Annotated in this window: 22 protein-coding genes; 7 read left to right on the top strand and 15 right to left on the bottom strand. The window is 72.7% G+C overall.

What is annotated here, in order from left to right; all coding sequences use genetic code 11:
- Positions 1 to 21: 21 nt before the first annotated feature.
- The 10 genes from idi to BM127_RS18340 are packed head-to-tail and all read right to left on the bottom strand — an operon-like array spanning position 22 to position 8,735.
- A complete protein-coding gene (gene idi / locus BM127_RS18385) occupies positions 22 to 618 on the bottom strand; it encodes an isopentenyl-diphosphate Delta-isomerase (RefSeq protein ID WP_091200957.1) in 597 nt (198 codons plus the stop codon).
- Complete coding sequence (locus BM127_RS22395; protein ID WP_091200955.1) at positions 615 to 1,493, bottom strand: phosphatase PAP2 family protein; 879 nt, start codon at positions 1,491 to 1,493, stop codon at positions 615 to 617. Before BM127_RS22395 ends, idi begins: the two co-directional genes overlap by 4 nt.
- A complete protein-coding gene (locus BM127_RS22390) occupies positions 1,490 to 1,990 on the bottom strand; it encodes a glycosyl-4,4'-diaponeurosporenoate acyltransferase CrtO family protein (RefSeq protein ID WP_091200953.1) in 501 nt (166 codons plus the stop codon). Before BM127_RS22390 ends, BM127_RS22395 begins: the two co-directional genes overlap by 4 nt.
- Positions 1,990 to 3,138 carry a glycosyltransferase family 2 protein gene (locus BM127_RS18370; protein ID WP_157829587.1) on the bottom strand — a complete coding sequence of 383 codons (1,149 nt, stop codon included), beginning with the start codon at positions 3,136 to 3,138 and terminating at the stop codon, positions 1,990 to 1,992. Before BM127_RS18370 ends, BM127_RS22390 begins: the two co-directional genes overlap by 1 nt.
- On the bottom strand, positions 3,135 to 4,535 hold the full coding sequence (locus BM127_RS18365) for a cytochrome P450 (protein WP_091200949.1): 1,401 nt from the start codon (positions 4,533 to 4,535) through the stop codon (positions 3,135 to 3,137). Before BM127_RS18365 ends, BM127_RS18370 begins: the two co-directional genes overlap by 4 nt.
- Positions 4,532 to 4,864, bottom strand: a complete 333-nt coding sequence (locus BM127_RS18360; protein ID WP_091200947.1) for a lycopene cyclase domain-containing protein — start codon at positions 4,862 to 4,864, stop codon at positions 4,532 to 4,534. The genes BM127_RS18365 and BM127_RS18360 overlap by 4 nt, the downstream gene beginning before the upstream one ends.
- Entirely contained in the window at positions 4,861 to 5,187 is a 327-nt protein-coding gene (locus tag BM127_RS18355) for a lycopene cyclase domain-containing protein (protein ID WP_091200945.1), read from the bottom strand. Before BM127_RS18355 ends, BM127_RS18360 begins: the two co-directional genes overlap by 4 nt.
- Before the next feature lie 7 nt (positions 5,188 to 5,194).
- On the bottom strand, positions 5,195 to 6,814 hold the full coding sequence (gene crtI, locus BM127_RS18350; protein ID WP_091200943.1) for a phytoene desaturase family protein: 1,620 nt from the start codon (positions 6,812 to 6,814) through the stop codon (positions 5,195 to 5,197).
- On the bottom strand, positions 6,811 to 7,695 hold the full coding sequence (locus BM127_RS18345; protein WP_091200941.1) for a phytoene/squalene synthase family protein: 885 nt from the start codon (positions 7,693 to 7,695) through the stop codon (positions 6,811 to 6,813). Before BM127_RS18345 ends, crtI begins: the two co-directional genes overlap by 4 nt.
- Positions 7,692 to 8,735, bottom strand: coding sequence for a polyprenyl synthetase family protein (locus BM127_RS18340; protein WP_091200939.1), 1,044 nt, complete (start codon positions 8,733 to 8,735; stop codon positions 7,692 to 7,694). Before BM127_RS18340 ends, BM127_RS18345 begins: the two co-directional genes overlap by 4 nt.
- An 88-nt stretch (positions 8,736 to 8,823) precedes the next feature.
- Here BM127_RS18340 and BM127_RS18335 point away from each other — a divergent pair, with 88 nt between their 5' ends.
- Complete coding sequence (locus BM127_RS18335; RefSeq protein ID WP_091200937.1) at positions 8,824 to 9,672, top strand: DICT sensory domain-containing protein; 849 nt, start codon at positions 8,824 to 8,826, stop codon at positions 9,670 to 9,672.
- 12 nt (positions 9,673 to 9,684) lie between these two features.
- Here BM127_RS18335 and BM127_RS18330 read toward each other — a convergent pair whose 3' ends face one another.
- Both BM127_RS18330 and BM127_RS18325 read right to left on the bottom strand, forming a co-directional pair.
- Entirely contained in the window at positions 9,685 to 9,978 is a 294-nt protein-coding gene (locus BM127_RS18330) for a hypothetical protein (RefSeq protein WP_091200935.1), read from the bottom strand.
- A 20-nt stretch (positions 9,979 to 9,998) separates the two neighbouring features.
- Positions 9,999 to 11,426: a short-chain fatty acid transporter gene (locus BM127_RS18325; protein WP_091200933.1), complete on the bottom strand. Its 1,428-nt coding sequence runs from the start codon at positions 11,424 to 11,426 to the stop codon at positions 9,999 to 10,001.
- A gap of 150 nt (positions 11,427 to 11,576) precedes the next feature.
- Between BM127_RS18325 and aqpZ the strand changes: the two genes are divergently transcribed.
- Together aqpZ and BM127_RS18315 are read left to right on the top strand one after the other, a co-directional pair.
- The gene (aqpZ, locus tag BM127_RS18320; RefSeq protein ID WP_091200931.1) at positions 11,577 to 12,335 is read left to right on the top strand and encodes an aquaporin Z; all 759 of its coding nucleotides are present in this window, start codon (positions 11,577 to 11,579) and stop codon (positions 12,333 to 12,335) included.
- Between the two features lie 136 nt (positions 12,336 to 12,471).
- Positions 12,472 to 12,849 carry an SHOCT domain-containing protein gene (locus tag BM127_RS18315; RefSeq protein ID WP_091200929.1) on the top strand — a complete coding sequence of 126 codons (378 nt, stop codon included), beginning with the start codon at positions 12,472 to 12,474 and terminating at the stop codon, positions 12,847 to 12,849.
- A gap of 6 nt (positions 12,850 to 12,855) precedes the next feature.
- On the opposite strand, the gene BM127_RS18310 is transcribed toward BM127_RS18315, so the two are convergent.
- A complete protein-coding gene (locus BM127_RS18310; RefSeq protein WP_175507450.1) occupies positions 12,856 to 15,483 on the bottom strand; it encodes a LuxR C-terminal-related transcriptional regulator in 2,628 nt (875 codons plus the stop codon).
- 174 nt (positions 15,484 to 15,657) lie between these two features.
- Here BM127_RS18310 and BM127_RS18305 point away from each other — a divergent pair, with 174 nt between their 5' ends.
- The 3 genes from BM127_RS18305 to BM127_RS18295 all read left to right on the top strand — a co-directional run bounded on the left by BM127_RS18305 (position 15,658) and on the right by BM127_RS18295 (position 16,829).
- Entirely contained in the window at positions 15,658 to 15,888 is a 231-nt protein-coding gene (locus tag BM127_RS18305; protein ID WP_198554362.1) for a hypothetical protein, read from the top strand.
- A 24-nt stretch (positions 15,889 to 15,912) separates the two neighbouring features.
- Positions 15,913 to 16,449 (top strand): potassium channel family protein, encoded by a 537-nt coding sequence (locus tag BM127_RS18300; RefSeq protein WP_091200924.1) that lies wholly within the window; start codon positions 15,913 to 15,915, stop codon positions 16,447 to 16,449.
- Positions 16,450 to 16,529: 80 nt separating this feature from the next.
- Positions 16,530 to 16,829: a hypothetical protein gene (locus BM127_RS18295; protein WP_091200922.1), complete on the top strand. Its 300-nt coding sequence runs from the start codon at positions 16,530 to 16,532 to the stop codon at positions 16,827 to 16,829.
- A gap of 24 nt (positions 16,830 to 16,853) precedes the next feature.
- Here the strand turns inward: BM127_RS18295 and BM127_RS18290 are convergent, their stop codons facing one another.
- Both BM127_RS18290 and BM127_RS18285 read right to left on the bottom strand, forming a co-directional pair.
- The gene (locus BM127_RS18290; RefSeq protein WP_091200920.1) at positions 16,854 to 18,884 is read right to left on the bottom strand and encodes a phage holin family protein; all 2,031 of its coding nucleotides are present in this window, start codon (positions 18,882 to 18,884) and stop codon (positions 16,854 to 16,856) included.
- A complete protein-coding gene (locus tag BM127_RS18285) occupies positions 18,884 to 20,260 on the bottom strand; it encodes an ATP-binding protein (RefSeq protein ID WP_091200918.1) in 1,377 nt (458 codons plus the stop codon). Before BM127_RS18285 ends, BM127_RS18290 begins: the two co-directional genes overlap by 1 nt.
- Before the next feature lie 116 nt (positions 20,261 to 20,376).
- Between BM127_RS18285 and BM127_RS18280 the strand changes: the two genes are divergently transcribed.
- The gene (locus tag BM127_RS18280; protein WP_091200916.1) at positions 20,377 to 21,303 is read left to right on the top strand and encodes a hypothetical protein; all 927 of its coding nucleotides are present in this window, start codon (positions 20,377 to 20,379) and stop codon (positions 21,301 to 21,303) included.
- Positions 21,304 to 21,311 lie beyond the last annotated feature (8 nt).

Raw genomic sequence — 21,311 nt, 5'->3', positions numbered from 1 at the left:
GCCGGGTGGGGTGGGCTGGGCTCAGTCGCGCGCAGCAGGAGGCAGGTCGTCCGCCGGTGCCGCCGCCGCGGACGCGGGGTCCTCGGGAAGCTGGTGGACCTGCTCGCGGCACCACGCCGACACCTCGCGAGAGCCGTCCAGCACGCCGAGTCGGAACGACGGCCACGGCTCCCAGAGCGCCTCGGCGACCTCCTCGGCATCGGGGTGCACCGCGGGGCGCGTGCCGGGCACCCGCGCCGCGAAGACCGGGCACATCTCGTTCTCGACGACCCCGTCCTGCTCGGCGCGGTAGCGGAAGGACGGCAGCAGCAGGCGCAGCTGTCCGAGGCCGATGCCGAGCTCCTGGTCGACGCGCCGGCGCACAGCGGCCTCGAGGTCCTCGCCCGGACCGGGGTGACCGCAGCACGCGTTGGTCCACACGCCCGCGAACGTGCGCTTGTGCAGTGCCCGTCGGGTGATGAGGACGTTGCCGTCGTCGTCGAAGAGGTAGCAGGAGAAGGCGAGGTGCAGCGGGGTCTCCGCGGAGTGCACGGTCGTCTTGTCGGCAGTGCCGATGGCGCGGCCGTGCTCGTCGAGGAGCACCACGGACTCGGTCCGGGTGGGGGCGGGGGATGTCATGGGGCACCTCGTTCGTCCGGAGCGGATGGGTCTCTGGGCCGCGCTGCGTCACGGCCCCGACGCACGGCCACGGCCGCTGCCGCCGCCAGCGCGGCGAGCAGCCAGCCGGCGAGGACGTCGACCACGTAGTGCTCGCCGGTGTAGACGAGCGTGACCGCCATCGCCACGGCGTACGCCGCCAGCGCCGCGCGCATGCTCCGCGACACCGATGGCCAGAGGAAGAGCGCGACCAGCAGTGCTGCGCCCGCGTGCAGGGACGGCATGGCCGCGACGGGGTTGCTGCCGGACTGCCCGAGCTCAGTGAGCCGGCGCACGACGTCGAGGTGCATCACGTCCCACCCGATCCCCGAGATGCGGGCGACGTCACCGATGTCGCCACGCTCGGACGCCAGCCACGGGGGAGCGGCGGGATAGCCGATGTAGCCCACGATGCCGACGAGCGACATCGTCAGCACCGCCACCACCCACTCGCGGAAGCGGTGACGCAGCGCGAACCACGCCACCGCGGTCACGAGCGGGATCGCGACGAAGTGGGTGACGTAGACCAGCGCTGCCACGGCGTCCCACCACTGGGGGGACCCGGCTGCGAACCGCTCCTGCAGCCAGACCGTCGGGACCGTGCCGACGAGCACCTCGTCGGCACGCGCCGGCCCCAGGACGTGGAGCCCGGCACCGACCCGGTTGGTGCTGTCGGCGTCCCCGTCGCCGAGCGGTGCGGTGATCCACTGCGCCAACCAGTAGGCGACGAGGATCGCGCTCAGCGGGGACCAGGCGATCAGGAGCTGGGCGACGGGTCCGTGGCGCGAGGTGGACGCGCCGTCGTCCGGCCCGCCGCCCTCTCCCACCCGCGTCCGCGGTCCGGCCTGCGTCGTCACCGGACGCTCCTGCGGCGCTCGAGCCGGGTGATCAGCGACCGGGTGCGGGCGCGGTTGTAGCGCTGGATCACGATGAAGGGCAGGTTGACGAGCACGCCGTAGGCGACGAGGAGCGCCGCCGCGAGCGGCGGGTTCCAGATCAGGAACAGCGGCGAGCAGCACATCGCCCACCAGTGGGCGAGCTCGGCGCGACGCGTCTCGCGCACGAACACCTCCAGCCCGTCGGCGTCGTGGGACGGCAGCTCGCGCTTGCTGATCCCCCCGTCGAAGAGCGCCCCGGCCTCGGGGAGACGGTCCTTCCAGCGGTGGATCCGCAACCTGCGGCGATACCACCGCCCGTCCGCCTCGAAGGCGCGCGGGCGCAGCAACCAGCCGTCCCGGGACAGACGTCGGTCGCCGAGCCGGTGGGCGGCGTAGCCGGTGGCTGCGTGGAAGACCCCCCAGGCGAGGATGTCGACGAGGATCGTGAGCCACTGCGGCATGAGCAGGCGGAGCATCAGCCGACCTCCTCCGCGGACCGCTCGTGGCGCAGGTCGACCGGGCGTCCGCGCCACGACACCGATCGGCGTACGACGGTGAGCGCCGCCGAGCGCGCGAAGACGAGGTCGAAGGCGAGCAGGGGGAGCGGGAACAGTGCCCACGTCCACCACCGGAACGAGCCGGCGCGGCGCAGGATGCCGCGCAGCTGCCAGGCGAGGCCGACCCAGGCCAGCGTCCACACCAGGGGCGACCCGACGGTCCATCCGTCGCCCCGTCCGGTGAGCGCAGCGAGCAGTCCCAGGAGCGCGCCGACGGCAACCGCGTGGTGGGCACAGATCCACAGCACCGCGGCCAGCGAGGCGCGGGTGCCGGCCGCCGAGGCGCCGGAGGCGATGTTCTTGGTCCACCCGGACACCAGCTGGGACAGGCCGCCCGGATAGCTGCGCATCGTCACCGACCGCGCGCCGACGGCGCAGGTCACCGGCAGGCCGGCGCGGTCGTAGGCCTCGGCCAGTCGTACGTCGTCGAGGATCGCGCCACGCACGGCCTCGTGGCCCCCGGCGAGGTCGTAGTCGGTGCGTGAGGTCAGCAGGCAGGGGCCGAACGCCATCGGCGTCGACGGGGGCCGGCCGATGAAGGCTCCGCTCGCCATGAGGGCGACCACGTTGAAGTAGGCGGAGAGCTGCTCGTAGGGGCGGAGGACGCGGTGGAACGGCTGCACCGACACGAGCCCTCCCCGGTCGGCGTGCAGCTGCAGCAGGCCGTCGAGGGCATCGGGGGCCAGGACCGTGTCGGCGTCGAGGAAGAGCAGGACGTCGCCCGTCGCCGCCCCGGAGCCGGTGTGGCACGCCCACGCCTTGCCCGTCCACCCGTCGGGCGGGACGCCGGCGGGCAGCACGAGTGCCCCGGCCTCGTGGGCGACGGTGGCGGTCGCGTCGCGGGAGGCGTCGTCGACCACGATGACCTCGGCGACGGCCAGGTCGCGCAACGAGCGGAGCAGGCCCGGAAGCGTCTGCTCCTCGTCCCGCGCGGGCACGACGACCGAGACGCGGGTGCCGTCGGTGGTTCGCGCCGCGCCCTGCGGCACCGTGCGCAGGTCACGCAGGAGCCACAGCGGCACGGCGGCCGCCACGAGCAGGACGAGGACGATCAGGAGGTCGGTCACGCCGTGCCTGCCAGCCTGGTCACCAGCAGGGGCATGCCTCCGCGGGGGTGCACCGCCACCTGGGCCTGCGCCTCCGGCCGCGACCATCCCTGCGGCAGCCCCACCCGGTGGTCGACGAGGAGCCGGTCCAGCACCACGGCCATCTCGCCGATCGCGAAGTCGCGCCCGATGCAGAGACGTGGTCCCTGCCCGAACGGGAGGTAGCCGGACCGTGCGGCCGCGGGGTCGAGGAAGCGCTCGGGACGGAAGGAGGCCGGATCGGGCCACGACTCCGCGCGGCGGTGCACGAGCCAGGGACTGATGATGGCGAGGGTGCCGGCCGGGACCTCGACTCCGCCGATGACGTCCGGGCCCAGCGAACGGCGCGAGATCGCCCAGGCCGGCGGGTAGAGACGCAGCGCCTCGTCGATCACCGCCCGGGTCCACGGGATGCGGTCCCGGGGGTCGAGCAGGGACACCGGCCGGTCGAGGCCGGAGAGCTCGCTCCGGAGCCGGTCCTGGGCGGCCGGGTGCTCCGCCAGGAGCATGAGGGTCCAGGTGAGGGCACCGGCCACCGTCTCGTGGCCCGCGATGACCATGGTCACCAGCTCGTCGCGGACCTCCGCGTCGGCCATGCCGCTGTCGAGCAGCAGGCCGAGCAGGTCGTCGCCGTGCACCGACCCGGCCGTGGGGCGCCCCGCCGCACGTCGTTCGGCGATGAGGTCGGACGTGATGGCATCGAGGCGGCGACGCGTCAGCCGCAGCCGTACGTTGGTCGGCGTCGGAGCCCACTCCGCGGTGGGCAGGATCGACCGGCCGAGCCGGACGACCAGCTCGGCGGCGTCGCTGGTCGCGTCGAGGAGCTGCTGCGCGTGCCCGGACAGGTCGGCGGAGAAGAGCGCACGTCCCACGGCGTCGAGGCCCACGCGGTGGGTCAGGGACGCCACGTCCACCACGCGGCCGCTCCCGGGGGAGAGCGCGCCGAGACCGGCGGAGAACGCCTCGTCGGCCGCGGCCCGGACCTGGTCGCTCACCGCCTCGAGCCGCTGGTGGTGGAAGGCCGGCGCCGCCACGCGACGGTGCTCGATCCAGCCGGGCTCGGCCGACGCGAGGAGTCCCTGGCCGGTGACCCGCGAAAGGGCGCCGTACTGCACGGTCTTCTTGCCCCAGTTGCGGGCGGCGGTCTGCAGGACGTGTCGGACGTCGTCGGGGTCGTTGACGAGCAGGGCCGGCGGCCCGGGGACCGGGAACGCGACGAGGTCGCCGTAGCGCTGCGACACCTCCACGAGGAAGGAGAGGGGGTCGCGGCGCACCGAGCGGAAGGCGCGCGCCATGTCGAGGGAGGTGGGCCCGGGGACTCCGAGGTCGGTCGGCTGCATCGCCTGCAGCCGCGTCGCGACACTGGTCCGGCCGCTCACGTCGTGCGCTCCCGGCGCCGGCCCAGCCACGACCAGGCGGTGCAGGCCAGCAGGACCAGCCCGAAGCCGAAGAGCAGGTCCTCGACCGGTGCGTAGAGGAGGCGCCACTCGCCGAGGAGCACGACCCGGTCGTTGCCGAGGATCGTGGCGGGGTCGTACTGCACGATGCGGCGACCGGTCAGCCAGCCGTTGGTGAGGAGCTGGAAGAACACGATGATCGCGTAGGCCGACCACCAGTCGCGGGTGCTGGTCAGCCGCGTGCGGGCGACCCAGCGATCGAGGGCGACGGTGACCAGCACGCCGAGCACGGCGAGGGCGGTGTAGGTCACCTGGCCACCCCTCTGCGACGGGCGACCTTGACGGCTTCGTAGGTCAGCACGGCCACCAGCGGGATCACGATGAAGAAGGCGATCTCCTCCAGCGGCAGTCCGGCCACCCGCCAGGGCAGCGTCTGGCCCTCGTCGAACCACCAGTGCCCTGCGTGGGTGGCGTAGAGGTCCCAGACGAGGAACGGCGTGCCGGCGATGGCGACCGTGAGCAGGAGGCGGACCGGCTGCCGCAGCACGGTGAGCCGAAAGGCAGGCACCAGCGGGAGCGTTCCGGCGAGGCAGAACGCCAGCATGGCGACGTACGACCAGTGCGGAAGGCTCATGGGGTGATCATCCGGTCACCGGCACGACCGACCGGTCACCGCTCAACCGCTTGAGCACGAGCTCCGCGCTGATCAGGCACATCGGCAGGCCCACGCCGGGCACGGTGCTGGCGCCGGCGTAGAACAGTCCGTCGACCTTCGACGAGGTGTTGCCGGGCCGGAAGAACGCGCTCTGCCGCAGGGTGTGCTCCAGGCCGAGGGCACCGCCCTGCCACGCGTTGTAGCGGGTCGCGAAGTCCTCGGGTCCCACCGTGTGCCGCACCCGGATCCGCTCGCGCAGGTCGGGGATGCCGGCCCAGGCGGCGACCTGGTCGATGGCGGCGTCCGCGGTGCGCTCGACGGTCGCCGAGCCGTGGCCGTCGTCTCCGCCGCTGCCGATGGACACGTCGGCGGGCACCGGGACGAGGACGAACAGGTTCTCGTACCCCTCCGGCGCGACGGACGGGTCGGTCTCCGAGGGCTTGCACACGTAGACCGAGGCCGGGTCCGGCACCTTGGCGTCGGCGCCGAAGATGTCACCGAAGTTGGCCGACCAGTCGGTGGTGAAGAACAGCGAGTGGTGCGGCAGCTGGGGCAGCTGGCCCTCCACGCCGAGCATCGCCAGCACGGCACCGGGGCCGGGGGAGCGGCCGCGCCACGACTGCTCGGGGTGCGTCTGGAGGCCTGTCGGCAACAGCTCGGTCTCGAGGTGGTGCAGGTCCGCAGCGCCCACGACGACGTCGGCCTCGAGCGTGCGGTGCCCGCCGCCGACCTCGTGCTCGACCCCGGTCACGACGGGTCGACGACCGGTCCCGGCAGGTCCCTCCGAGGTGAGGATCCGGGTGACACCGGTGCCCGTGTGCAGGCGCGCACCGTGCTTCTCCGCCAGTGCGGCGATGACCTCGATGAGCCGGGTGAAGCCGCCCTGCGGGTAGAGCACGCGGTCGCCGAGGTCGAGCCGGCTCATCAGGTGGTACATGCTCGGCGCGCGGCTCGGAGAGGACCCGAGGAAGACCGCGGGATAGCCGAGGATCTGCCGGATCCGGTTGTCGGAGAACTGGGCCGCGACGTGGCTCTCCAGCGAGCGGGTCAGCAGCCGCCCGAGCCGCGGTGTCCGGCGTACGACGTCAGGGTGGAGGAACGCCGAGGCGGAGTCGAAGTTGCTGTAGAGGAACCGTCGCAGCGCCATGTCGTAGGTCTCGTGGGCCGAGGCGAGGTAGGCGTCGAAGCGCTCGCCGGCTCCCGGCTCGAGCGACTCGAAGAGGGCGCGGTTGTGGGCGACGTCGGGGCGTACGTCGACCGCGTCGGCGTGGTCCTCGTAGAACACGCGATAGCTCGGGTCGAGCGTGACGAGGTCGAGCTCGGCCGCCGCGGTCGTCCCGAGCAGCTCGAAGAAGTGCTCGAAGACCTCCGGCATGAGGTACCAGGAGGCACCGGTGTCGAAGCGGAACCCGTCGCGCTCGACGCTGCCGACCCGCCCGCCGAGCGCGTCGTTCTTCTCGAGCAGGTCGACGCTGTGGCCGCGCGAAGCGAGCAGCGCCGCGGTCGCCAGGCCGGCAATGCCTCCACCGATCACCACGACCCGGAGGGCCTCGCCCTCAGCCGGGGCGGAGCGCCGGGAGAACCGTTCGGGCAGTCCGTACTTCATGAGCGACCTCCGTAGACAGCGCCGGCCGCGATCCGCAGCTTGACCGCCGTCGGGACCCTGACGCGGGACCGGCGGATCTCCTGCGCGGACGTCCGGCGCAGCCGGGACGACAGCTCGGCGAAGGTGGCGTGCGCGGCGCTGACCGCGCGTCGGCTGCTCGGGGGCAGCTCTGGCACGACGGCCGATGCCGCGGCCAGGTCGGCGTCGATGTCGTCGAGGATGCGGTCGCGGTCGGCGTCGCAGAACCGGTCCGGGTCGAGGCCGGGGAAGTACGTCCGGTGGAGGAGGTCGTGGTCATCGGCGAGGTCACGCAGGAAGTTGAGCTTCTGGAAGGCGGCTCCGAGGCGACGCGCACCGGGAGACAGGGCGTCGTAGGCTGCGGCGGGGTCGGCCGGACCGTCCGGCGCCGCCACGAAGGCGCGCAGGCACATCAGCCCGACCACCTCCGCCGAGCCGTAGACGTAGCGATCGAAGGTCGCCGGAGTGTGGGTGGTGGTGTCGAGGTCCATCCGCATCGAGGCGAAGAAGGGCTCGACGACGTCGTCCTCGATGCCGACGGAGAGGGCGGTGCGGGCGAAGGCGTGCACGACCAGGTTGGCGCTGTAGCCGGCAACGAGGGCGTGGCGCACGTCCTCGAGCAGCCAGGTGAGCATGCGCTCACGCGCCTCCCGCGCCAGGTCGGGGCTGGGGTTGTCGACGATCTCGTCGGCCACCCGGACCAGGGCGTAGATGTTGCGCACCTGGGTGCGCACCGGCTCGGCGAGCAGCCGCGAGGCGACGCCGAAGGAGCTGGAGTACTGCGAGATGACGACCGCTGCGCTGTCCTCGGAGACGGTGTCGTAGAGGTTGCGCGGGACGGAACGGCGGAGGAAGAGCGTCACGCGGCGACCTCGCGAGGGGCGAGCAGGACCGCGGACCGTGCGATGACGCTGTCCACGAGCTCGACCCGCAGGCCCAGCCCGTCGATGACCTCGCGTGCTGCAGCGAGGTGGCCGGCGGCGAGGTCCTCGACGAAGGAGCGGGAGCCGCAGGTCCCGAGCATGTCCTGGACCCGGGCGAGCTCGTCGGGCTCGAGGTCGCGGCCGACGTAGGGGGAGATCTGCGTCCACTCCGGTGTGGTCCGGGCGTGCACGAGCAGGGGTGTCTGCTTGCCGGTGCGCAGGTCGCACGTGGCGCTCTTGCCGGACTGCGTGGGATCGCCGAAGACGCCGACGAGGTCGTCGGTGAGCTGGAACGCGACACCCAGCACCCGGCCCGCCTCCCCGAGACGGGCGGTGGTCGCCTCGTCGGCCCCTGCCAGGACGGCACCTGCCTGGAGGGGGAGTGCGAACGAGTAGGCGCTGGTCTTCTGCTCCTCCATGGCCAGGCTCTCCCGCAGGGTCGCGGCGCTCACGCCCAGCGAGAGGCGTACGTCGGCCAGCTCGCCGGCCGCGGTCGTGTGCAGCGCCGCGTCGAACAGGTCCAGCAACCGGTGCACCACCTCGGTGGGCGCCCCGCACGTGGCGATCGCCCGGACGGCTGCGGCGAGGGCGAGGTCGCCGGCGAGGATCGCGGCCGTCCGGCCGTAGCCCGCGGCAGCGCCCGGGTCGGCCCCGGCCTCGGCGGCGATGTCGCGGAAGGTGCCGCTGACGTTGAGCCGGCCGCGGCGCAGGTGGTCGCCGTCGATGACGTCGTCGTGGATGACTAGGGACGTGTGGAGCAGCTCCACGGCCGCGCCCACCTCCACGGCAGCCTCGGGGAGCGCGCCGCCGAGGGCCTCGTGGAGGGCGACGACGAGGGAGGGGCGGAACCGCTTGCCCCCCTCGGTGGCGCAGACGAGGGCGTCCCACAGTCGGGCGTGCTCCGGGTCGGTGGCCAGCGCGCGCACGCGCCCTGCCTCCAGCAGGCGCTGCAGCGCCTGGTCGGTCGTCACTGCGGTCATCGGTCCCTCCCCGTTCCCCGTCGTGGCTGGCAACAACCTATGCAAGACTGCAAAGCAAATCTAGGCACGGTGAGGAGTTGCGGTCGGGATGGAGTCTGTGCACAGCGCCCCGCTGACCATCGGCGACCTCGCCTCCCGCACTGGAGTACCCATCGCGACGATCCGCAGCTGGGAGTCGCGCCACGGATTTCCCGCACCCTCACGGCAGGCCGGCGGCCACCGGCGCTACACCGACGCGGACGTGGCTGCGGTGACGGAGGTGGTGCGCCACCGGGGCGCCGGGTTGTCCCTGGCCACAGCGGTACGTCGGGTCACCGCCGGTCCGGCTCGGAGCCGGTCGGTGTTCGCCGAGGTGCGCCGGCTCCATCCCGAGCTCGCCCCGCGGGTGCTGTCGAAGCGCACGCTCACGGCGCTCAGCCGAGCCATCGAGGACGAGTGCTGCGCGCGGGCCGCCGAACCCCTGCTGTTCGGAGGCTTCCAGCGGCAGGAGTTCCTCCAGAGCGCCCACCATCGCTGGCACGAGCTCGCCCGGACCGCCCGTGCGGCTGTCACCTTCGCGCACGGGTCGACCACGTCCCCGCAGGCAGGCCCGCTGGTCGAGGTGTGGATCCCCGAGGACTCGCCCCTGCGGCGCGAGTGGTTCGTGGTCTGCGACGCCGCCGACCTCCCGGCATGCCTCACGGCCGTGGAGCTGACCTCCGAGCGACCGCTCGGCGACGGCGACCGGCGGTTCGAGGCGATCTGGTCGGTCGACCCTCAGGTGGTCCGTGACGCCAGCCGGGTCGCTGCGGCGCTGGCCGACGACTACCTGCCACCCCGACGCGGCAACGGCGTCGCACTGCCTGACGCGGACGACCCGGCACCGGCCTCGGCGGACCTCCGCCATGCGCACGACCTCTTCGACCGGATGCTCGGCTACCTCGAGGCACGCGCCTGAGCGACGCGAGCATCACTCGCCGAAGAGCCGGTCCTCCGCCTCGCCGGAGGTGACCTCCATCCGCAGGGCCATCACCTTCTCCGGCGACAGCCCGAGCCTCGCGAGGATGACCTGCACCTGTGGCAGCACCCAGCTGTAGGACTGCACGGCCACCCGGGACGCCTCGGTGTCGACCCGGATCCACACGACGGGATCGCCGGCCCGGTCGGGCAGCCAGTGCGCCTCCAGCACGCCGGCAGGGGCGAGCGAGGCGACGATCGGCACCATCGCCGCGTCCACCGCCTGCCGCAGCTGGTCCTCGCTCACGTGATCACGGCATCACGGCATCACGGCATCACGGGAGGCACGAACTCGAAGGTCATGCCGAGCAGCCAGAGGAGCAGCAGCACCACCGGCAGGTGGAAGAGGAACTGCAGGAACGTGAAGCCCACGAGGTCGCGGGCCCGCACCCCGAGCACCGCCAGCAGCGGCAGCATGAAGAACGGGTTGACCAGGTTGGGGAGCGCCTCGGCGGCGTTGTAGATCTGCACCGTCCAGCCGAGGTTCATCCCGACGTCCGTCGCCGACTGCATGACGTACGGCGCCTCGACGAGCCACTTGCCGCCGCCGGACGGCACCAGCAGGCCGAGGAGCGCGGTGTAGAGCGCGATGACGACCGCGAAACCGCCGCCGCCGCCGATGCTGGTGAAGAGGTCCGCGAGGTGCTCGGAGACGGTGACCCCGCCGCGGCCCTCGGCGCGGGTGAGGACGGCGGCCATGGCGGCGTACAGCGGGAACTGCACCAGCACGCCGGCCGTGGTGGGCACCGCCTTCGTCACGGCGTTGAGGAAGCCGCGCGGGGTCCCGTGCAGCACCAGGCCGAGGACGAGGAAGACCATGAGGTAGCCGTTGAGGCTGCTGATCACGGAGAGGAACGGCAGGTCCATGAACTGCTGGACCAGCCAGCCCAGGGTGAGCAGGCCGATGAGGATCGGGAGGATGCGGGAGTACTCGAGCCACTCGCCCGGCCGGCTCCGCGGAGCGAGCGCCTGCACGTCGTCGGAGAGGTCGACGTCCATGTCCTCGGCCGTGCGGATCGCCCTGCCCTGCGGCGCGGAGGCCCACGCGACTGCCACGCTGAGCGCGATCAGGACCGCGGCCATCACCAGCGACTGCCAGGTCAGGATCGTCGTCCCGAAGTCCAGCACTCCGGTGATCTCGAGCAGCTCCGGCGGCAGCGACGCGGGCGTGGCCTGCAGCTGCGCGGCCGACGAGGAGAGCCCGAGCGCCCACACGGCACCGAGGCCGAGGTAGGCCGCGGCGCCGAGCGCCCGGTAGTCGGTGCGCAGGTCGCTGCGGCGGGCGATCGCCCGGGCGAGCAGGCCGCTGAAGACCAGGCTGAGGCCCCAGTTGAGCATCGACACCAGGCACGACAGGAGCGCCACGAACGCCACTGCGCCGCGCGGGGTGGAGGGATAGAGCGCGATCCGCTCGATGATCCGGGCCACCGGCGGCGAGGTCGCCACGACGTAGCCCGTCAGCACCACCATCGCCATCTGCAGGGTGAAGGTGGCCAGGTCCCAGAAGCCGCCGCCGAAGGTCTCGGCCACGGTGAAGAACGAGGAGCCGTTGACCATCGCGGCCACCGAGACCAGCACGACGCCGGCCAGGGCGAACACGTAGGCGTCGGGGAACCACTTCTCGGTCCATGCTGCGCTGCGTTGGGCGAGGCGCGCGAGGCCACGCTCCTGGTCGGTTCCCGAGATCGTCGACATGGTCGTCGAACGTACCGGTTCCACAGGTGGCCCGCCGCGGCGAGTCACCTGTTCCGGGTGACGCTCGCGCGAGCCGGCGCGGCCACGGTGTCAGGTGGACAAGCCCGGTCGGCCCACCGGGTCGCCACCTGCTGACCCCTCGGAGTCGACATGCCCACCATCCCCACCGTCGCGCAGAAGCTGGCCGCCGAGTTCCTCGGGACGTTCGTCCTCGTCCTCGGAGGGTGCGGCTCCGCCGTGCTCGCCGCCGAGTTCCTCAACGACAACGGGACCCAGCTGGGCATCGGGTTCGTGGGCGTCTCCCTTGCCTTCGGTCTCACCGTGCTGACCATGGCGTACGCCGTCGGGCACGTGTCCGGCGGCCACTTCAACCCGGCCGTCACGCTGGGGCTGGCTGCCGCCCGCCGGTTCGCCTGGCGCGAGGCGCCCGCCTACATCGTCACGCAGGTCGTCGCGGCGGTCGTCGCGGCCACGGTGCTCTGGGTCGTGGCCAGCGGACGCGACGGCTTCTCCGCGTCTGCCTCGGGCTTCGCCACGAACGGCTTCGGCGACCGCTCGCCCGGCGGCTACAGCCTGCTCGCCGGCCTCGTCATCGAGGTCGTCCTCACTGCCGTCTTCCTCTACGTCATCCTGGGCGTCACCGACACCCGCGCCCCCAAGGGCTTCGCACCGATCGCCATCGGGCTGGCGCTCACGCTCATCCACCTCGTCAGCATCCCGGTGACCAACACGTCGGTGAACCCGGCGCGGTCCATCGGCCCGGCGCTGTTCGCCGGGGGGGACGCCATCGTCCAGCTGTGGGTCTTCATCCTCGCCCCGATCGTCGGCGCGCTCATCGCCGGAGCGTCGTACCGCTTGCTCCTTGCGGAGGGCGACCCCGCGCCGCTCGAGGACGCGACGGCCGGCTGACCCCTGAGCGTGGCGCGCCCCTGCATCTCACCCGCAACGGATGACCCGGCGCGCTCACGAGGCTCCCATGCTGGGGGCGCCGCGAGCTGTGCGGCTCACCCGTCCCTGATCGGGACATCAACGCAGAAGGATCGACATGGACAACTACCCACTGCTGAGCCTGGTCTTCACGATGATCTGGTTCTTCCTCTTCATCGCCTGGCTGTTCCTGCTGATCAACCTGACCGGCGACATCCTGCGCAGTGACGACCTCTCGGGCTGGGGCAAGGCGGGATGGATCTTCCTCCTGATCCTCCTCCCGCTGCTCACCGCGCTGGTCTACATCGGCGTGCGCGGCGACGGGATGCGCAAGCGCCAGGTGGCGGACGTGAGGGCACGCGAGGACGCGCTCCGGGCGCACTTCGGCGGACCGAGCACTGCGGACGACCTCACCAAGCTCGCCGCGCTCCGGGACTCCGGAGTGCTGTCGGAGGAGGAGTTCGCCGCCCAGAAGGCGAAGCTGCTCGCCGTCTGACCCCTGTCAGAGCAGGGACAGACGTCGCGCCTCGGCCACCGCGTCGCGGCGCGACGTCACCCCGAGCTTGCGGTAGAGGCTGCGCAGGTGTGTCTTCACCGTGTTGACCGACACGTAGAGCATGGCCGCGATCTCCTCGACGGTGTGCAGCGACGGCAGCTCCCGTAGCACCTCGAGCTGGCGCGCGGTCAGGGCGATGGAGGAGACCGTCGTCGGGCTGCCTGCGTAGTCCAGGACCCGCGCCACCAGGGGCTCGTGCCGGCCCCAGCGGCCCACGCCCTCGCGCAGCAGGTCCTGGAACCCTGCGTAGGAGTCGACGAGCGGCCGCAACCCGTGGAGCCGCGCAGCGACGTCGAGGGCACGCCGCGCGAGGTCGGTGGCGACGAACGCGTCGTGGTCGGCGTGGGCCAGCGTGGCGGCGAGGACGAGCGCCTCGGCCTCGACCAGGGGTACGACGAGGCGCTGCGGGCCGCGCGTCAGCCCCGCGAGCAGGGCGCGGGCCTCGGCACGCCGGCCGGTCGCCTCCGCCAGGATCGCCTCGATCAGGTCCGCGTCACCGCACGAGCCGAAGCGCGCGCGCAGCAGGGACGTCACCTCGTGGACGCGTGGCAGGCGCTGCATCTCGATGCTCATCCGGACGTCGCCCAGAGCGGCGTAGACCACCAGGGCGGGGTTGACCTCGCGCCCGGGCAGGCCCACCACCAGGTCGTGCATCGCGGTGGCGTCGTCGGCCTGCTGCCCCGCCACCACGGTCGCGGGGGAGTCGTAGGACAGTGCGGCGTTGAGGGCGGCGACCGATGCCAGCACGGTCGGGTCGGCGGTCTTCTCGACCGCGGCCTCGGCGAGGTGCGCGTGCGCGCGGGCCAGGTCGTCGTCGAGGTCCTGGTAGGCACTCCACCCGCGTAGGATGTGGGGGTACGCCATGCGCGGCGTGTCCGCCCATCCGTGCGCCTCACCGAGGTCGATCGCCTCCTGGGCGACGACCACCATCGCGTCGAAGCGTGACCGCGAGGAGTGGAGGCCGCCCAGGACGCCCAGGCAGTCGATGAGGGCGGCCTCGCGTCCCAGCCCACGCGCGATCTCGATGCCCCGGAGCAGCTCGGCCTCACCGGCGTCGAGGTCCCCCTGCCAGACCCAGGCCGAACCGCGCTGGACGGCCAGCATCAGGCGGAGGTCGGGGTCCTCGGCCCCCGACGCCTCGCCGGTGTCGGGCGGCACGGCGAGGAACGACCCGCGACGCCGGAGCAGGTGCGCCTCGGTGGCCCGGTGCGCGAGCACGAGGTCGGCGTCCTGGTCGCCCTCGACCGGCCCGAGCCCCTGCAGCGCGACCGCTGCCTCGGCCAGTCGGCCGCAGTCGAGCAGCGCGGCCGCTCGGATCACCGTCGTCCACACCGACTCCTCGCCCCGGCGGCGCCCGGGCTGGTCGAGCGCGGCGAGCAGCAGGGCGCCCTCTCCGTCGTTGACGAGGCCGGGGCCCACCGCCCGCACGACGGACTCCTGGAAGGCAGGATCAGCAACCGCGGTGGAGTGGCGGAGCGCGTCCAGCCCGAAGCCGGCGGCGAGGCACCAGCGAGCGCTCTGCCGCTGCGCGAGGCGCTCGGCCACGATGTCGCGGCGGGTCAGCTCACCGTGCAGGTAGGCACGCAGCATCGGGTGCATGCGGTAGGTCGGCGCTGTCGGGCCGGGCTGCGCCACCAGCGAGATCAGCCCGGTGCTCTGGCACACCAGCTCGAGGAGGTGGCCGGCGTCGGTGAGACCGCTCAGCTCGACGGCGAGGTCGAGCGGGATGGTGTGCGGGACGGCGAGCCGCATGAGTCCCTGCTGGGCCGTCTCGGGTTGTCGACGCATGATCTCGGTGAAGAGGTAGTCGGCCAGGCCGGTGTCCCAGGGCGTCCCCTCGACGTCCACGGCTCCCGAGCGCATGGCGATCTCCATCAGGCGGACCATCGCCGGCCAGCCCTCGGTCCGGCTCCACACCGCCCGGCGCTGCTCGACCTCGAGGTCCCGGCACCACGTCACCGTCTCGTCCTCGGTGAACGCGAGGTCGTGGACGCGCAGCTGGGTCAGGCGGCAGGAGACCTTGGCGGCCTGCAGCGCGACCAGCGGCGGGTCGGAGCGGCTCGAGAGCAGGATCCGCAGTCCGGTCGACGCGCGGCTGAGCAGGTGGTCGAGGTCGCGCAGGACTCCCTGGTCGGCGATCTCGTGCACGTTCTCCAGCACCAGGACCAGCACGGACGGTCGGTCGTCGACCGCCTCGAGCAGGGTGGTGACGAAGTCCTCGTTCCCCGCGCGGCGGGGCGCGGGCACCCCGGCGAGGCTGGCGGACAGGCCGGCGTCGGCCACCGAGAGGGCGGCCAGCACGCAGGACCAGAAGCGGAAGGTGTCGGCGTCGCGATGGTCGAGCGAGCACCACGCGAGGCGGACCCCGGACTTCTCCGCATGGGTGGCGAACTTGCTGAGGAGCGTCGTCTTGCCGAAGCCGGCCGGTCCTGTGACCAGGCCGAGGCGGGCGTCGCCGTCGGGGTCGAGGAGGGTGGCGAGCCGGTCCACCAGGCGTTGCCGCACGAGCACGGACCCGGGGAGCGCGGGAGGCAACAGCTTCGCGCGCAGCACCCGCGCTCGCGACGCGTCCACCTCCGGCCTCCGTCCCCCGCGTTGCAGGATAGTGGGACTCACAGCGGCTCCGCGTTGCTGTCCAGACAGGCAGGCCGACCCGGCCACCACCGTCGACGTTCACCCGCAACGGATGACGTCGCGGCCCGTCGGCGCACCGACGATGGGGCGAAGCACCGTGAGAGGAGCATGCGCGTGACCGAGCAACGGCAACACCACCCTGTCGTGCGCTACGAGTTCCTGATCGCCGAGCGCCCCTCGGGCGCGGTCCTCGCGTCCTTCCCGGAGCTGACCTCGACCCCCGGGCCGATGGGCGGAACCGCGCTCTTCGGTGAGATCGAGGACGCCGCACACCTGCACGGGGTGCTCGGTCGCTTCCAGACCTTCGGCATCGACGTCATCGAGATGCGACGCCTTCCGGACTGACTCCGGCACGACCAGGAGAACCTCATGCCCACGGGACTGACGCCCGACACGACGGCCCCGCACCACCGACGTGGGCCGCTGGTCGTCGTGCTCGTCCTCGTGGCAGTGCTCGTGTGCTACTTCACGGTCCCGGTGAGCTCGGGGGACGCCCCGGTCCGGCTGGGCGTCAACCTGGCGATCACCGTGCTCAGCGCGGCCTTCATCGTCGCGCTGGTCGTCAGGGAGCTCGCCGCGGAGCTGCGCGGCGGTGGGGGACGCCTGCGCGCCCCGCACCTCGTGATCCTGCTCGAGCTCACGCTCCTCGTCTTCGCCCTGACCTACTACACGCTGGCCGTGCGGAGCGACGGCCAGATGTCGGGCATCGTCACCAAGCTGGACGCCCTCTACTACGCGGCGACCACGATGACCACCGTCGGCTACGGCGACATCCACCCCACCGGACAGCTCGCCCGCGCGGTGACCACGCTCCACCTGGGCGTCAACGTGGTGTTCGTCGCTGTGGTCGCACGGCTCGTCAACAACCGGATCGGCGTCGCGCGCTCCGACCCCCCACGCGACTGAGGCCGTGGCGCCGGACGAACCCGGTGAGCAGGATGTCACCCTGCACCCTGACGTTTGCCGTCCTACCGAAGGAGCGAGCCGTGCCCGACCGACCTGAGATCGTCTGCATCTGCGGCTCTGCGCGGTTCGTGGCCGAGATGCGTGCGGCCAACCGCGACCTGACCTACGCAGGGGTCATCGTCGTCGCACCGGGAGAGGCGGACGAGGTGGTCACCGAGGAGCAGAAGGTCGTGCTCGACGCGCTCCACCTGCACAAGATCGACCTGGCCGACCGGGTCCTGGTCGTCAACCCCGGCGGATACGTCGGCGAGTCGACGCGCAGGGAGATCGCCCATGCCCACGCCACCGGCACGCCGGTCTCGTACACCGATCCCGTCTGACCAGTACCCGACCGCAGCACCTCCTCAGAGGTCGATCCCGTCGCGGTGGCCCAGCGAGGTCAGCATCCCGACCAGCACACGGTGCAGGTGGTCCGCGCCCTCGATCCGGCCCTCGGGCAGTGATCCGAGCAGCTCCCGGGGCACCAGGAACATGGCCCGGTCCTGCCAGCCGCCCAACCCTCCGTGGGCCCCGACCAGGGGTTCGAAGGCGGCGATGTCGAGGGTGCCCTCGTCGACGGTGCTGTTGACGTAGAGGTCGGGGGCCTCGGGCATCAGCACCGCTCGCCGCAGCACGCGCGCCGCGTGCTCGCCGTACGCCGCCATGGGGTCGGTGCCCTCCACCTCGAGGGAGTCGAGGGCGATCCGCCCGGTGCGGCCGATGGCCCAGGGGCGCCCCGCGACGTCGATGCCCGCCACGAATCCGATCCCCGCGTGGTTGCTGACCCCGGGGATCAGGTCCGGCCACCGGAGGGACAGCTCGTCGAGCGTGAGACGCGTGGGACCGTGGACGTAGAGCAGCCCGAGGTTGCCGGAACCGAGCACGCTCACGGCCGGCGCGCCGCGCTGGTCGTCTTCCCTCTCGTCGCCCAGGTGGCGGCGCGTCACGTCGGCAGCACGCCCGGCCAGGTGACCCTTGATCCCCGGCGCCGCCATCTCCTCGGCGACGGCGTCCGCGCGGCCCCAGCCCTCGACAGGGGCGTCGACCGACTCGACCTGCTCCTCCATGAGTCGCGCGCAGAGCCCGGCGAGGTCGGTGCCGTGGCGCTCGGCGAAGGGCTGGCCCTGCGACTGGCCGTGGTCGGAGAGCACGACGAAGTGGTAGCGGCGGGGTGCCGTGGCGGCCAGGCGCTCCAGGGTGCCCAGCACCCGGTCGACGCCGTCGAGCGCAGCCAGGGACTCCGGTCGGAACATCCCGGCGTGGTGGGCGATCTCGTCGTAGTCGACGTAGTCGACATAGATGGACCGCCTGCCTCGACGCATCTCCTCGGCGACGATCGAGGTGTTGAGGTCCCGCATCAGGACGTTGGTCACGGCACGCAGCCCCGCGAAGGTCCAGCCGCGGTGCACCCGGGGCGTGAGGTCGCGGCGCACCTGGCCCCGTGCCTGGAAACGTTCCTTGGCGATCTCGGCGACGGTGTGCACGAGCCCGCGCATCAGCCCCTGCGGGTCGGCGAGGAAGCCGGCGACCGTACGGCGGTTGTGGGCCGACCCGCGGGCCACCCGGGCGCGGCTCATCGTCAGGAACCACCGCGGCGCGTCACCGGTGAAGAGGTTGGACACCGACAGGCCGTCGTCGGCGAGCAGTCCGCGACCGTCACTCGCGCGCGCCTCGATGACGGCGGCGTCCGCCGGGCGGTTGGCGACGAGCAGCCGTCCGAGCTCGCGGTCGTACCACCGGAAGGCCGGGACACGGTCGACCGTGCCGTGCAGGATCCCCAGCTGGCTGGCGGGCGTCGTGCAGGGCAGCTGGGGCGTCCACTCCCGCAGCACGTGGGTGCCACCGGTCACCCACCGCCGCATCGTCGGCGTCGCCCCGGCCTGGATCGCCCACTGGAGGACGGGGAACGGCACGCCGTCGGCCTGGACGAAGACGATCCCGTCGACGTCGGGATCCTCCACGGTCGCCGCCGGTGGCAGGCGGCGCACGAGAGCCGAGACGAAGGCGTCGTCCGTGCCGGCGATGCCGAGCCAGGCAACCGCGCTCCCGGTCGCGGCGACGATCCAGGCCGCGGCGACGGCCGCCGACACCGTCGTGGAGACGCCCGGGACGAGCTGCAGCGCTACGTAGGTGACCAGCGCCTGGCCGAGCAGGCCGGCGAGCAGCACCGCGATCCAGCCGACGTACGCCGTCACGCGCACGAGCGCCGGACGCACGAGCAGTCCGACGACGCCGGTGACGGCAGACGCGAGCAGCAGGGACCGGAACGAGTCGACCTCGAGACCCGGCAGGAGCCATGCGGCCACGCCGAGGGACCCCGCCGACGCGAGCCAGGCGACGAGGAGCCGGGCGCCGTCGCCGGCACCCAGGTGGGAGCGAACCCTCGGGGCGGCCATCAGGACCTGTCGGGCACCCGGACGTCGCTGCCACCCTCGACGGTGATGCGGTCACCCATCCGGAGCAGCGTCGGGACGGGCGCCAGCGGGCCGGCGACCAGTGCCTCCCCCTGCGTGAAGGTCGGGGACGCGTCCAGCATCTCGTGCGGCACGGACCCGAACACCGTGGCCAGCTCCGCGAGGTCCGCGCGCGAGTTCATCCGCATGAGGACCAGGTTGTCGCACTGGGACAGCACCTGGGGGTGCAGCTTGGAGGGGCGCTGCGTCGAGAGGAGCAGCCAGAGGCCGTACTTCCGCCCCTCGGCCGCGATCTGGATGAGCCGGTCGACGAGGGCGGCCTGCATGGTCCCCGAGGGCTCGGCCGGGCACAGGTTGTGTGCCTCGTCGAGGACGAGCAGGGTCGGGGTGCGGTCGGCGCGCCGCGCCCAGAGGTGCTCGACGAGGTCGAGGCACACGGCGGTGGACTCGTGCGGGTCCTTGAAGCCGTTGAGGTCGAGCACGGTCATCGAGGCCCCGGCGTCCACCACCTCGGCCGCCGATGTCTGCCCCGCGGCCCACACCTCCCAGTCGAGGAGTCCGAGGTTCTCCATGCGCTGCGCGAGGGCCCGCTCGTCGGGCGTGCCCGCGGCGAGCTCGGCCACGACGGTCGCCACCCCGGCGGTCCTGCCGTGTCCCATGAGGCGTACGAACAGGTTGTACTCGCCGCGGTCGCGCAGCGGATCCAGCCGCAGCACCGCAGCCTGGGCGGCCCGGGGCATGGTGGCGAAGCGGAGCCGCAGCGGCTCGGCGCCACTGGCGTCGGAACCGAGCACGGTGACCGGTCCCCGCTCCTGCCAGGCGGCGGCCACGTCGTCGGGCACGCCGGGGCGCACCTGGTTCATCCGGACGTAGTCGGCGTTGGGGTCCAGCACCACGATCCGCAGCCCGGTGTGCAGCCGCACCTGCTCGAGCAGCACGCCGAGGGCATAGGTCTTCCCCGAGCCGCTCTGCCCGCACAGGAACGTGTGCCTGCCGAACCCCTGGGCGCGCAGCCGCGCGTCCGCGCCGGTGTCGCCCGAGGTCCAGGTGCCGACCGGCAGCCCGGCGCCGCTCGAGGCCTGGAGGAGCTGGAGCTCCGGGTGACCTGCAGGTGCCACCGCGGCCGAGGCGAACGGGGGCTGGGGGAGGTGGTCGAGCCGGTCACCGTCGATCCCGCCGAGCACCTGTCCGTACCCGTCGGCGCCGGCGCGGGCGGGGTCGGTGACCTGGCCGAGGATCCGGCCGGAGCCCGGGGACAGGACCACGAGGTCGCCGGATCGCAGCGCGTCGGCTCCGACGCCGGCGAAGCCGAACCGACGGCCGTCGGCGGAGTCGGCCGTGATGGAGGACTCGGGCATGGGGCACCTCCCTGGTTGACGTGTGCCGCTCCACCCACCTTCGTGGCGAAGACCGCACCCGGCATCACCCGGACAAGGTGAGGGCACGGGTGTGGTCGGCCGTGAGGATCACTGGCATGTCCCGACGAGGCCGAGGGCTCGCCCAAGCCGGCCGGCGCCCGGAGCCGACCGGCTGGCTGGCGCGGCAGGTCGCGCACCGGCAGGCCCAGGCGGACCGACTGCCGTGGGTGCGCCGACTGGTGGCCGAGCTGACCCGCATCGAGCTCGTCGACCGGTCCCTTGCCCTCGGCGCCCAGGCCCTGCTGGCCCTCCTGCCCTTCCTGGTGGTCCTCGCCGCCTACGCCCCCCAGGACTTCGCCGGCGCCGTCGTCGACCACGTGCGGGAGACCATGGGCCTGGCGTCCGGCGACCTCCGCCCGGCGGAGGAGCTCGTGGACTCGCCGTCGATCGAGAGCAACACCGGCGTCTTCGGCTTCCTCGTCGCGCTGGTCTCGGCCACGAGCTTCTCCCGGGCCCTGCAACGCATGTATGCGCGCGTCTTCGAGGTCGCGAAGGAGGACAGCACCGGCCGGATCCAACGGAGCGTGGTGTGGCTGCCGGTCTGGCTGAGCTACCTGCTCGGCGTGGCGCTGCTCGCCCGGTGGCCCGACGGGCTCCTGGGCGGGAACCTCTGGATCCCGGTGCTCTCGGTCGCGATGCAGGTCGCCTTCTGGTGGTGGAGCATGCACTTCATGCTCTCGGGCGTGCGGTCCTGGGGCCAGCTGCTGCCCGCGGCGCTCATCACCACGGCCGCGAGCCTGCTCCTCTTCGTCGGGTCCGGTGTGGTGATGCCGCCCTACACGCGGTCGTCGGTGGCGCAGTTCGGCAGCTTCGGGCTGATCCTCGCCGCGGCCTCGTGGCTCGTCGCGTTCGCCGGCGTCCTGGTGCTCAGCTCGCTGATCGGCCGTCTGGTGGCGGAGAGCGAGGCCTGGCGCCGCGTGCTGGATCGCGTCGAGGACCGGCGCTCACAGCGGTCCCAGGTCGACCCGCCGCACCGCGACTGATCGATATC

It is taken from the genome of Nocardioides alpinus, assembly GCF_900112035.1.
Taxonomy (GTDB): domain Bacteria; phylum Actinomycetota; class Actinomycetes; order Propionibacteriales; family Nocardioidaceae; genus Nocardioides; species Nocardioides alpinus.
The sequence above is the reverse complement of the archived record's forward strand: the minus strand, read 5'-3'. Positions and strand labels throughout refer to the sequence as shown.